At 58.9% G+C, this 12,738-nt stretch carries 6 protein-coding genes, 1 tRNA gene and 1 CRISPR repeat array (1 of these 8 only partly in view); of the genes, 4 read left to right on the top strand and 3 right to left on the bottom strand.

Annotation, left to right across the window (positions count from 1 at the left end):
* Nucleotides 1–1,611: a CRISPR direct-repeat array (repeat unit 29 nt; unit sequence ATGTTCCCCGCGCGAGCGGGGATGAGCCG); it reaches 1,895 nt to the left of the window's first position.
* 164 nt (nucleotides 1,612–1,775) lie between these two features.
* A complete protein-coding gene (locus tag RWZ58_RS04935; protein WP_314657843.1) occupies nucleotides 1,776–2,528 on the bottom strand; it encodes a nicotinamide mononucleotide transporter in 753 nt (250 codons plus the stop codon).
* 492 nt (nucleotides 2,529–3,020) lie between these two features.
* Between RWZ58_RS04935 and RWZ58_RS04930 the strand changes: the two genes are divergently transcribed.
* The 4 genes from RWZ58_RS04930 (at nucleotide 3,021) to RWZ58_RS04915 (ending at nucleotide 10,735) form a co-directional block, all read left to right on the top strand.
* The gene (locus RWZ58_RS04930) at nucleotides 3,021–4,100 is read left to right on the top strand and encodes an S-layer homology domain-containing protein (RefSeq protein WP_314657841.1); all 1,080 of its coding nucleotides are present in this window, start codon (nucleotides 3,021–3,023) and stop codon (nucleotides 4,098–4,100) included.
* 390 nt (nucleotides 4,101–4,490) lie between these two features.
* Complete coding sequence (locus RWZ58_RS04925; RefSeq protein ID WP_314657839.1) at nucleotides 4,491–7,580, top strand: DUF5074 domain-containing protein; 3,090 nt, start codon at nucleotides 4,491–4,493, stop codon at nucleotides 7,578–7,580.
* A gap of 579 nt (nucleotides 7,581–8,159) precedes the next feature.
* The gene (locus RWZ58_RS04920) at nucleotides 8,160–10,352 is read left to right on the top strand and encodes an LPXTG cell wall anchor domain-containing protein (protein ID WP_314657838.1); all 2,193 of its coding nucleotides are present in this window, start codon (nucleotides 8,160–8,162) and stop codon (nucleotides 10,350–10,352) included.
* Between the two features lie 310 nt (nucleotides 10,353–10,662).
* A tRNA-Glu gene (locus tag RWZ58_RS04915) sits at nucleotides 10,663–10,735 on the top strand.
* A gap of 159 nt (nucleotides 10,736–10,894) precedes the next feature.
* On the opposite strand, the gene RWZ58_RS04910 is transcribed toward RWZ58_RS04915, so the two are convergent.
* Both RWZ58_RS04910 and RWZ58_RS04905 read right to left on the bottom strand, forming a co-directional pair.
* A complete protein-coding gene (locus RWZ58_RS04910; protein WP_314657837.1) occupies nucleotides 10,895–11,743 on the bottom strand; it encodes a DUF6318 family protein in 849 nt (282 codons plus the stop codon).
* 172 nt (nucleotides 11,744–11,915) lie between these two features.
* The gene (locus tag RWZ58_RS04905) at nucleotides 11,916–12,620 is read right to left on the bottom strand and encodes a DUF6318 family protein (RefSeq protein ID WP_314657835.1); all 705 of its coding nucleotides are present in this window, start codon (nucleotides 12,618–12,620) and stop codon (nucleotides 11,916–11,918) included.
* Nucleotides 12,621–12,738 lie beyond the last annotated feature (118 nt).

Genomic DNA, 12,738 nt, shown 5'->3' with positions numbered 1-12,738 from the left:
TCCCCGCGCGAGCGGGGATGAGCCGGGAGGGAGCCCTGCCCTGTGTGCTTCTCAGGGATGTTCCCCGCGCGAGCGGGGATGAGCCGCGCGGCGACATGACGGAGAATCCGCCTGAGGTATGTTCCCCGCGCGAGCGGGGATGAGCCGAACCTCACCCCCGATTCATTCAGGCGTGAGGCATGTTCCCCGCGCAAGCGGGGATGAGCCGGTGACGCCGCAATCGACAGGGCAGGGGATGTGATGTTCCCCGCGCGAGCGGGGATGAGCCGAGCGGTCTCGAAGGCACCTACGGGACCAACTTATGTTCCCCGCGCGAGCGGGGATGAGCCGTCTGCCCACCAACCACAACATTTAGCGGGGTGATGTTCCCCGCGCGAGCGGGGATGAGCCGCCTGGCTGAGGGCACAAAAATAGAGCGGCAACATGTTCCCCGCGCAAGCGGGGATGAGCCTACGCGGGTGATGTCCAGGCCTGCCGGTGCTACGTGTTCCCCGCGCGAGCGGGGATGAGCCTGGCTCACCGGCGGATAGGCTACCAGCCGGGTGATTTTCCCCGCGCGAGCGGGGATGAGCCGCCCACGGTTTTGTCGGCGTGCATGATGCGGTAATGTTCCCCGCGCGAGCGGGGATGAGCCGCCGCTGGAGCACCCGCGCGCGAAGGTGGACGGATGTTCCCCGCGCGAGCGGGGATGAGCCGGACGCTATCGACGCTATTTCTTCGGCTCTTCGATGTTCCCCGCGCGAGCGGGGATGAGCCGCTCACTGAATCTCTTGAACACACTATTATTGGATGTTCCCCGCGCGAGCGGGGATGAGCCGCCCACCGGCGGCCTGGCGCATCCTGGGTCACGATGTTCCCCGCGCGAGCGGGGATGAGCCGTGTGGAGCTATGAGGTGGTGGAGGAAGAGGATATGTTCCCCGCGCGAGCGGGGATGAGCCGGGCGGCGCAGGCGGCCGCGACAAGTTCCATAAATGTTCCCCGCGCGAGCGGGGATGAGCCGACATATTCTAACCCTTCTTTGCCTTGATCTTCATGTTCCCCGCGCGAGCGGGGATGAGCCGGACGCGTTAGAGCTAGTGGAAGCCGCTAACGCATGTTCCCCGCGCGAGCGGGGATGAGCCGAATGGTTGCGCGGCGGTAAGGTTCACTTCTTCATGTTCCCCGCGCGAGCGGGGATGAGCCGCCTGCTCCGGTTAAAGATAACGGCGACCGACAATGTTCCCCGCGCGAGCGGGGATGAGCCGTCTGACCGCGCCCAATGGGGTAGCGCATATCGATGTTCCCCGCGCGAGCGGGGATGAGCCGGTGGCGAGGGCGTGCAGGGTAATCATGCGGGAATGTTCCCCGCGCGAGCGGGGATGAGCCTTCACTGTAGCAGATGCCGCGCGTATCGAGGCCATGTTCCCCGCGCGAGCGGGGATGAGCCGACCACCACCATTTTTGAGGTGATTAAGGGCCTATGTTCCCCGCGCGAGCGGGGATGAGCCGGCTGGCCCGCCGATAACACCCCCGAAGTGGGAATGTTCCCCGCGCGAGCGGGGATGAGCCGTGCTTCGGCCTCAAGGTCCGTCACTCCAAGCAATGTTCCCCGCGCGAGCGGGGATGAGCCCGTCTGCGTGGTCTCGGCAAAGCCCTTGCGGGTGTACTCCCCACACTCGCGGGGCATGGGTAAGGCCCCTCGGCCCGCAGCAGTAAGCTGCAGGTCGAGGGGCCTCCTCATGCGTTAGCGTTAGCTGGTAGAAAGGTCAGCACTAGAAAGCTAAGGAACCACCCCTTACGCCACCGCCACGGTGCCCTTGGCTGCGGTGCCGCTTCGGGTCCACAGCAGGAGCGCTGCCACGCTGTTGATGATGTAGAAGATGTACTTGCCGACGTTCGCGAAGTTGCCCTGGGTCAGCGCCTTCATGCACTGCACGGTGTTGTACAGGAACCAGAACTGCCACTGCATCGTGAGCTTGAGCGCGTTCAGAATGTTTGCTGACAGGGAGAGACCAAACACCACGGTCGTAATCCAGAACAGGAACGAGGTCTTGCCGCCGTAGCCAATGTAGTTCGTGACCAGGGAGAACGCGAACGAGCCCGCCACAATACCGCCGATAATCAGCTGACCCTTCGCGCCGGTCGGCGGTTCCATTGCCTTGCCGCGCTCGGAGTTCTGCCACCTACGAATCGCGAAGGTGTACACGATGAACGTGACCGGGTAGGTGATGATTGCTGCCTTGTTGCCCAGAATGTAGTCAATCGCGCCAGACAGCGCCGTGTTAATAATGCCGAGCACGTTGCCGATGTTTGAGAGGCGGCCGGTCAGGCGGGTAGACATCATTGAAATACCCACGTTAATCACGGAGATCACGCCGAGGGGGATGAAGGGCGTGATCGGGCCCCAGTCAACGTATTTGGCGAGGTTGGTGCTCAGGTATCCTGATGCGACTGCGATGGCGATAACCAGTGCCACGCCGAAGAGGTCGGCGTACTTGGACTTGGCGAAAAAGAGGAGGGCCTTCTCAGAGAATTCCTTGGCCTCCATGGGTAACTCCTTTGTTGAGAATATAGAAACAGTGATAGGGTACCAATAACTATAACTCTTTGAAAAGGGTTCGCAACGGCGTGTCACACATAAAACCGCAGAATCCCACGTATTCCACATTCCGGAACGCCTCGGTGCAGAACAACCCAAAGTTACCCCATCAAAAACCCATACCAACTTCCGGCAAACGTTGCCAGATATGGCCCCTACTTCGTCGAACACCGAAAATGGGCGTAAAATCACCGCCGTTTCATCTTCGCTTTAACGGAAACCTTAAGGTAGGCTAGATGACTGGGTCCAGGAATCATGCCGGTCTCACTCACCGCGCATCCGCCCGACAGACACCCGCACCCCGCATGCTGCGCTTCACTCACGCACGCCAGAGGGGGGAGGGAGCCCAACGTATCGGCCTCACTCACCGTTTACGCCGCTGTCCGCGCGTCCTGCCACCCGTAACTCACTCAACTCAAACAAGAACTGAATAGGACAATCATGCCCTTGATTAACCATCGACTCTCACGACGATTCTTTGTAAAGGGTGCTTCCGCCGCCGCCGCTGCAGGCGCACTGACCCTGCAGGCACAGGCCGCTCAGGCAGACGAAGCACCCGCAAACCTTGCCCCGGCAACCGAGGAAACCAAAGGCCCGCGCCTCGTCATTCAGCGCGCCACCATCACCGAAACCGGTATGACCGTCAACTACACTGCACACGGTCTGCGCGAATTCCTCACCGAAGGCACCACCCTGACCGTACGCCACGGCTACGTTCGTAACGACTCTTTCGAAACTCTGCGCTCCTGGATGCTCACCCCCGAATTTGACGGTGACGCTGACAGCTTCAGCGGTAGCGACCAGTTCCCCATCGAGCTGATGCAGGGGGAGGGTGTCGATCACGCCCTGCAGTTGGATATTTGCTCCGACCCGTGGGGCCAGGAGATTACCCACCAGATTGCTGCACGCATCCCTGTGGCCGAGACCAAGATTCTGAAGACTTCTTTCGAGGACGTTCCGGATAACCACCCGTTCGCTGAGGATATTCGCATGGCGAACCAGAAGAAGTGGCTGATGCCGAACCCGCAGACTGGCGCGTTCGAGCCGGACCGCCCCGTGACCCGTGAGGAGCTTATTGCTCTGCTGAACCACGCTGCCGGCCACGCTGGCGTGAGTGAAAACTCTGAGGTTGCTCCCTTCGCGGATGCGGCAGGTCGCCCGACCGCGAACGCCCTGCACTGGGCTCGTGACCGCAAGATCACCGAGCCGCTCACCGGTGGCGACAAGATTGACCCGACCGCACCGGTTTCTCACGAGGAGCTGGCGGCTGTACTGTTCCAGTACAACGCGGAGGTTCAGCTGACCGAAATGAACGAGCCTGCCGGTTCTCGTTTCCGCGACGTGCTCGGTGCGGGCACTCTGCACCGTTACGTTGCGTGGGCTGGCGCGAACGACATCGTGCTCGACGCTTCGGGTATGTTCAAGCCGACCGCGCCGACTACTCGCGCGGAGCTGGCTCGTTTCATTCGCCGCTACAAGCTGCAGAACCTGCTGTTCACTGACTTCTCGTACGTTTCCTAAATCTCGTACGGCTCCTAATTTTTAGCTACCCCCGGCGTTGCGCGCTGGGTAGCATGAAACCCCCGTCTTCTGGCTTTTGCCGGAGGCGGGGGTTTCGCTATGCCCCGTATTGCCGCTTCTCGGGGAGTTTTAGTGACAGGCTGTGCCTGTCATATGAAATTTTGCGTCATATATACCTGAAATCTTGCAAAAACCTGGAAGCTAAGTAAGTATTACCTAGAAGGTAAATTAATGGTTGCCTTACTTAATACTGTGTGAAGGCTAGTTCACTCCTTGTGGGTGCACGAAACACCCGCCGCAAAGGCAGAAAAACACCGCGCCTCACCGCCCCCCCCCGTAGGCGGGGGAGAGACGCACCTCCACACACCACCCACGAAAAAGGACATACATATGAACCTCGCTTCGAGCAAGGCATTCAAGGGCCTCGCTGTTGGATCGCTGGCACTGGCAATTTCAGGTGTTGCCACCATCCCCGCATCGTTCGCGGCAGACTCCATCCCGGCGGCAAGCCAGAGCACTGACGCTCGCACCATCACCGATAAGGCGATGGCTAAGATCACTCAGGGCCTGCCCGGCCAGTTCCAGGTCGCATATTCCAAGAAGACCAACAAGATTTGGGTTGCGGGCACCGCTGACCGCGACGAGCACGTTTCCACTATTGCTCGTATTGACGCGAACTCCCTGAAGATTGAGGCTGTCGCCGAGTTGCCCATCGTCAAGAACGACAAGGGCTACTCCTACGAGGGTGCGTACGGTATCACCGTCGATGACGAGGAAGGTACCGTGTGGGTGACCAGCACCCGCGATAACTCCGTTGCCGTGTATGATCAGGCGACCATGAAGCAGCTGTGGACCAATGCGGGTCTGAGCAAGGACGACCCGAACTGGATTGAGCACCCCCGCGAGGTGCGTGTCGATCACGAGTCGGGTAAGGCTTTCGTGACCGGTCGCTTCTTTGTCTCGGCTATCGATCTGAAGACCAAGAAGGTCGAGAAGATTCAGCTTGAGGGTGCACCCGATGGCGGTACCCGCTACATCAGCATGAACATTCTGGTGGACGGCGGCAAGCTGTACGTGCCCGAACGCACCGGCGGCAAACTCTTCGTGATCGACACCAAGACCTTCAAGGTCGAGAAGACCATCTCTGTGAAGGGCGATAAGGACGGCGAGGTTCGCCCCTCCGACGTGGCTATTGACCACTCGCAGAACGAAATTTACGTCTCCTCCCAGGGCGTGAAGGGCGAGAACTCCGGTGTATCCGTGTACGATGCGACCACCTACGAGTTCAAGAAGTTCATTCCCTTCGGCACCCAGGCGCTCTCGCTCGATAACGATGAGGCCAACGACCTGGTGTACGTCTCTGACTTCGGCACCGGCAAGGTGGGCGTGATTGACGGCGGCGCAGCGGACAAGCTGATTGCCGAGGTCGCCATGAACGGCGGCAAGGCAAACGACCTGGTCGTACTGCCCAACGGCTCCGTAGTTGCTGTCGACAAGCAGGCTGGCGCAACCGCAACCGTGCCCTACGTCCTCGACGGCACCACCGGCACCGTCAGCACCTCCAGCCAGGTCACCAGCAAGCCTTCTAAGGACAAGCAGGGCAACGAGGTTCCCGCCAAGACCTCCGAGATTCAGGCGAACTCCATCCTGAAGTTCAAGGTCACCGCAACCGCAGGCGACAACTCCGAGGTCAAGCAGGTCACCCCCGAAACTCGCGAGTTCCAGGGCTACCCGGCAACCGCCACCAAGACCAAGGCTGACACCGCCACCACCCCCTCCACCGAGGCACACCGCACCGTGGACGCAAACGCTAGCGTTGCGAACATCATTCAGGGTCTGCCCGGCCAGTTCCAGGTTGGCTACTCCAAGAAGAACCACAAGCTGTTCGTACCCACCGTGGGTGCGCGCGGCGGCCTCGCCTCCTCCCTGGCACGCGTGGATGCAGACACCCTGCAGACCGAGGCATTCGCCGAGCTACCCGTGAAGAAGAACGACAAGGGCCAGTACGGCTACACCTCCGCATACGGTGTGACCGTTGATGACGTGGACGGCACCGTCTGGGTCACCAACACCACCGACAACTCCGTGGCAGTGTACGACCAGCAGACCCTCAAGCTCATCTGGACCAACGAGGGCGTGAAGGAAGACGACCCGAACTGGATCGAGCACCCCCGCTCCGTTCTGGTTGACCACGAGTCCGGCAAGGCGTTTGTGACCGGCCGCTTCTTCGTCTCCGCAATTGACCTGAAGACCAAGCAGGTTGAGAAGATTCAGCTCGAGGGCGCCCCCGACGGCGGCACCCGCTACATCAGCATGAACCTGTTCCTGGACGGTGGCAAGCTGTACGTGCCCGAGCGCACCGGCGGTAAGCTCTTCGTCGTGGATACCAAGACCTTCAAGGTTGAGAAGACCATCCAGACTCAGGGTGAAGACTCCAACGTTGAGGTTCGCCCCTCCGACGTTGCTGTGGACCACTCGCTGAATGAGATTTACGTCTCTTCCCAGGGTGTGAAGGGCGTCAACTCCGGTATCTCCGTGTACGACCTGCAGACCGGCGAGTTCAAGAAGTTCGTCAAGTTCGGCACCCAGGCACTCGCCCTGGAGCACGATGAGGACCGCGACCTGGTGTACGTGACCGACTTCGGTACCGGCAAGGTTGCGGTCTTTGACGGCCGCGCCGACGAGGTGATCGGCGAGGTCGAGATGAACGGCGCAGCCGCGAACGACGTGACCCTGCTCAAGGACGGCTCCGTACTGGTCCTCGACAAGAAGGACCGCGACGAGAAGGTGACCCTGCCCTACGTGCTCAACGGCACCACCGGCGAGATCACCACCGCCAGCGAGTACACCACCCTGCCCGGCAAGGACCGCCAGGGTAACGATGTTCCCGCATCGGTTCAGCAGCTGAAGGCTAACTCCATTCTGAAGTTCAAGGTTGCCCTGAAGGACACCGACGCGAGCGCAGCTCCGGTGGGTATCACCCCGACTTCGCTGCAGTTCGCTGGTTACCCGACGGTGACCGGTGTGAAGGCTGAGGAGCCGAAGCCGGCTGACCCGAAGCCTGCTGACCCGAAGCCTGCAGATCCGAAGCCTGCTGACCCGAAGCCTGCTGACCCGAAGCCTGCTGACCCGAAGCCTGCAGATCCGAAGGTAGAGGACAAGAAGTCTGAGGACGTTAAGTCTGAGGATAAGAAGTCTGACGCTAAGACCGGTGCACAGGACTCCAAGTCTGCTCCGGATGCTGTGAAGGCTGATAAGTCCGGTTCGGCTGTGAAGAACGGTGGTTCCTCCGCAGGTGGCTCCGATAATTTGGGCGGTGGCTCTTCGGTAGCTAAGAGCGACGCAGGTTCCTCGCAGGCTGGTTCTTCGCGTAGCGCTCTGGCGAACACCGGTGCTAACGCTGTAATGCCGCTGGTTGCTTTCGCTTCTGTGGCTCTGATTGCTGGTGCTGCCCTGGTGATGCGCCGCCGCAAGGCATAAAGCGTAGCGTTTAGTTTTCGGGTGTAATCGCTCGATATAACGCGTGAAAAGGCGGGTATTTTCTCTTTCGGATTCTTCGAATCTGGGGGAGGGGTACCCGCCTTTTGTGTGCCCGCTTGGGCTAATGCTGGGTAGGTGGTTTTAGGACATATTTATATATGTGCACTTGCCTGTAAAAATATAGGTTTTGAATGTCGAGAAAATGTTTGACCCGTGGTGAATCTCGCTGGCGCGCCTCGCCTAAACTTTTACATTAATGTGTAAATATAAAAGCATCACAATACCCCTCGTGACCTGGGTTTTTGCCCGCAAGAGCAAGGAAAAACCTGGGAAGCGTCTCAACCTTCACGTGATACTGAAGGCGAATTAGGGGATCACTTACAAAAACACAAAACACACCCACGTTGCTGCTTGTATTTTCCTGAGAAAACACTGAGGATTAGAAGGTAGGTAAATTTATGCGTTACCTGCATTTCTGCTTTTCGTGCCGTCGAATATGTCACCGCGTATTCACGGGTGTCTCGTTAGCATTCGCATGCGGCATGTGAGCACTTCCGTTACACATTTGAAGGACACACATTGAACCTCACTCCCTCCTCGGGTAAAGCACTGAAGGGGCTCGCTGTCGGCTCCCTCGCGCTCGCAATCTCCGGCGCAGCCATGATTCCTGCCTCCTTCGCAGCACCGAACACCGCAAACCAGACCGCGACCACCAGCGCCTCGGTTCCTTCCACCGCATCGCTGAGCCGCGTTGTTGACACTTCTGCATCCGTCGCGCAGATTACCCAGGGCCTGCCCGGTCAGTACCAGGTTGCCTACTCTAAGGCGACCAACAAGATCTGGATGGTCGGCGTGGGTGCACGCGGCGACCTCGCCTCCACCATTGCTCGTGTCAACGCAGACACTCTTCAGATTGAAGAAGTAGCAGCGCTTCCCTTTGAGCTGGATAAGAACGGCGAATTTGGCTACATTTCCGCGTACGGCATCACTGTTGATGACGTGTCCGGCACCGTGTGGGTTACTAACACCACCGACAACTCCCTGTCCGTGTTCGACCAGAACACCATGGAGCAGATTTGGACTAACCACGGTATCGCCGAGAGCGACCCGAACTGGATTGAGCACCCCCGCTCCGTGCTGGTGGATCACAACTCCGGCAAGGTGTTCGTGACCGGCCGCTACTACGTGTCTGCAATCGACATGAAGACCTTCGAGGTTACCAAGCTGCAGCTGGAGGGCGCCCCCAACGGCGGTACCCGCTACGTCGGCATGAACATGACCATTGATGGCGACAAGCTGTACGTGCCTGAGCGCACCGGCGGTAAGGTCTTCGTCATCAACACCAAGACCTTCAAGACTGAGCAGGTTATTCAGACTCGCGGCGAGAACTCCTCCGTTGAGGTTCGTCCCTCTGATGTCACCATTGACCACTCCGAGAACGAAATTTACGTCTCCTCGCAGGGCGTGGATGGCGTTAACTCCGGTATCTCCGTCTACGACCTGACCACTGGTGCGTTCAAGAAGTTTGTTAAGTTCGGCACCCAGGCGCTGTCCATGGAGAACGACGAGGACCGCGACCTGGTGTACGTGACCGATTTCGGTACCGGCAAGATCGCCATCTTCGACGCTAAGACTGACCGCGTGATTGGCGAGGTTGAGATGAACGGCGGTAAGGCTAACGACCTGACCATCACCGCGGACGGCTCCGTCATCGCAGTGGACAAGCAGGACATTGCTAACACCACCGCAGCGGTACCTTACGTGCTGAACTCGAAGACCGGTGACGGCTCCATGACCGACACCTACACCTCCAAGGCGACCGTGGACCGTAATGGCAAGGCTGTTCCTTCCTCGCAGCAGAAGCTGGTTCCGAACTCCATCGTGAAGTTCTACGCCGAGGTTTCCGAGGGTGAGTTCACCTCCACCGCGACCATTAACCCCGCTAAGGTTCCCTTCCAGGGCTACCCGAAGCAGGCTACCGCAGTGCTGATTGACCCCACTCTGAACTTCGCTGAGGGCACCGTCGACATCACCCGCCCCTACACCTTCCACGTGTCCGGCTACGACTTTGAGAAGCCCCCGGCAGAAGGTATTCGCCTGTTCCTCGTCAAGGAAGGCGAATGGTCGATGGGCTTCGACAAGCTGACCGATAGCGAACTGGCAAGCATCCAGAAGGTGTCCACCATTGTTCCGGCGAGCGCGTTCGTCTACAACGCACGCACCGGCAAGTACTCCTTCGACGCAACCCTGCGTGTTCCCGCGAACACCATGCAGTACAGCCAGGGCTACATGCTCGGTACCGTCACCGCTGGTTCTGACGTGGCTACCAACCGCAATTACGATTCGGCTGTTTCGCTAATCGTCAACGACGCTAAGGACGCTGGTAACGCAGATAACCGCGATGAGGCTGACGAGCCGGCATTCCCGACCAACGCCTCGGCATCGCCTTCCGCACCTGCTGCAGTAGCGGAGAAGCCGGCGGCTGACCAGCCCAAGGGTGAGCAGCCGAAGGCTGAGGAAGCTAACAATCAGCTGGGAACCACCGCGAAGACCACTCCGAAGAAGACCTCTTCTTCTGCACAGTCTGAGTCTCAGCCTAAGAGCTCCGGTTTTGATTCTCAGGTGAGCGCTTCGGCGACCAAGTCTGCGCCTCAGAGCAAGGGCTCGCTGGCTAAGACCGGTGCCCAGAACGTTCTGAGCCTGGCTGCTGTCGGTGCGTTTGCACTGATTGCTGGTGCCGCTGTGATGGTGCTTCGCCGCCGTAAGGCATAGTTTCTTGCTCTAGTTTGAGCGGATGCGCCCCGTACACTGCGCGGGGCGCATTTTTGTGCCCGGGTTTTTGTGTCCCGGTGCTTCTGTCGGGGAGCAGGGGGGCGGGTGCTGAAATATCGCCGGGGGAGCGCTTGCCTATGTGCTTGTGCGTGTGCTTGTTCGTGGCTGAGCAGGAGCTCATGCTGGGGCATTGCACTAAGTGTAAAATATGTGATTCAATTCACCGCTTTTCGATTTGGTTGTTTCTGGGAACCTCTGTATAGTTATATGTGTTGCCAGGGAGACCTGGTAAAAGAGATGTAAATCTCACGGCCCCATCGTATAGCGGCCTAGTACTCCGCCCTCTCACGGCGGCAACACCGGTTCAAATCCGGTTGGGGTCACACTAGGAAAAAGCCTGGTTTCTTCGGAAGCCAGGCTTTTTTGTTTATCTGATTAAAGAATAAAAGCGAGAAGCTACATGTGTTTCAAACACATGTAGCTTCTCGGCAGTATAGGGGGAGCAGAAAACTACCCTCCGGAGTCTACAGTGCCTTCTGGGTCTACTGTGCCGACGCCTCCGCAGAAGCAGTAGTCGCCTCCGCCGAACCTGCAATAGTCGCCTCAGCAGAAGCACTTGGGCTCAGCGACGGAGCCGGCGAAGCGGACGCAGTACCCGGAGCACGGCGCACCATACGCCAAGTGCCGTCCTGGTAGTGTGCCACAATCTGACCAGCCACCGGCTTGCCGGGGTACTTGAATACCTCGGTCAGCGGCTGCACACGATCGTTGGTCTTGCTGTACACGCCAGCACCCTCAGCACCATCAATCACCATCTCGGTTGCCCAAGTGTAGTAGCCGGTGCGGGTGTCCTTAGTCGGGCGGTCAGCGGTTAGCGACAGAACCATCGGACGCTCCGAACCGATAACCCAGCCGGTCTCCGAAGCGTACATGCTCTGGAAGAACTCAGCCACAGTCGAGTAGTCGCCGGTGTGGTCAATGTTCGTGAAGCGGGTGCCGTCACCGGTCAGCAGCAGGTAGTTCAGGGTAGCCTGCCAGTACGCAATGAACGCGTGCAGACCCTCAACACTGTTCTCACGCAGCTTCGCCGGCTCCACGGGGATTGCGACGTTCGCTGCCTTGTGCTCCTTGGTGCCGGGTTCAAAAGTGCCGGTGGAGGAATAGTCAGCAAGAACGACCTCACCCTTCATGCTGGGGCCAGGCTCAACAGTGGTGGTTGCCTCCGCAGTGGGGGATGCAGACGGGGTAGCGCTTGCGGTCGAAGACTCGGTAGCGGATGCGCTCGCGGTTGCCGAAGACTCGGAGGAGTTCGAGGAACATGCGGCAAGAAGCGCGGCGGTACCCAGACCCAGTGCGGTCAGGGCGGTGCGGCGGGTATACATGGTAGACATGGGGCTCTTTCTGAGGTGAGTAAGGTATGTGCCGGTATTGAACTAATTCCAGAATATCGCAGGGGAGCGGCCAGCCCAATGTTGTGTGTGCCTCCATGACCGTAACAGCAGCGGTAGATGGCGAAAAACACGGGGCCCGAGGCTCTCGCACAGCTACGACATGACCGGGGCTCTAAACGGAGGTGTCGGAGGTGCTGCTGCTTGAGCTGGGTGAGATTGGGGCCAGCTTGACTCGTTCATTTCTGACCGTCCACGCGCCGCCCTGATATTCCAAGGCAAGGTAGAAATCATAATCACCAGAGTTGCCAGTCAACGAAGCCATGGTTAGCTCCCTGCCGTCTGTGTAGTGGATTGTTGCTCCCTTGTGGTAGCGGCTGCTGACCCTCCAGCGATATTGCTGCTCGCTAACCTTCTCCGGGGCGTCCTCGGTCAGCTCCGCTGAGATTGGTGCATCGGTGCCGTACATCCAGCCAGTGTTGTTCTTGTAAAGCTCAACGAAGGCTTCTGCCTTGTAGATATCGTTTCGGTTTGTATCCACGGCCATAAATGGGTCAATATCGCCGGAGAGTAGCAAGTAATTGAAAGATGCCACCCAGAATCCTAATGCGGCGTACATACCCTCGGTGGTCTTGGCCCGCATCTTTGCGGGAGGAATAGGCTTGGGTGGATTCTCCGCCTTTTTCGAGCTGGTTGCGGGAATGTAGGTGCCGAGTGATTCGTAGCCGTTGAACTTCAGCTCGCCCTTGTAGGAGCGCTGTGTATCGGGCGTGCTCTGGTCGCTGAGCGGGCGAATATCACTGGCGCAGGCAGTCAAGGAGGCGAGCGCGGCGGTGGCGGCGATGCCAAGGGCGGCGCGTCGGGTCACGAAGGTGGACATAAGGTACCCTTCAATAGATTATCGGTGTATCTATTTCAGAGTACCTTAGTGTATTTGGATATGTTTATGATTTCTTGGGTATCAAACCTGGGAAAATACTACAAAAACTGCGTTAGCT

Origin of the sequence: uncultured Rothia sp., from assembly GCF_963544205.1 — a bacterium.
Taxonomy (GTDB): Bacteria; Actinomycetota; Actinomycetes; order Actinomycetales; family Micrococcaceae; genus Rothia.
The sequence above is the reverse complement of the archived record's forward strand: the minus strand, read 5'-3'. Positions and strand labels throughout refer to the sequence as shown.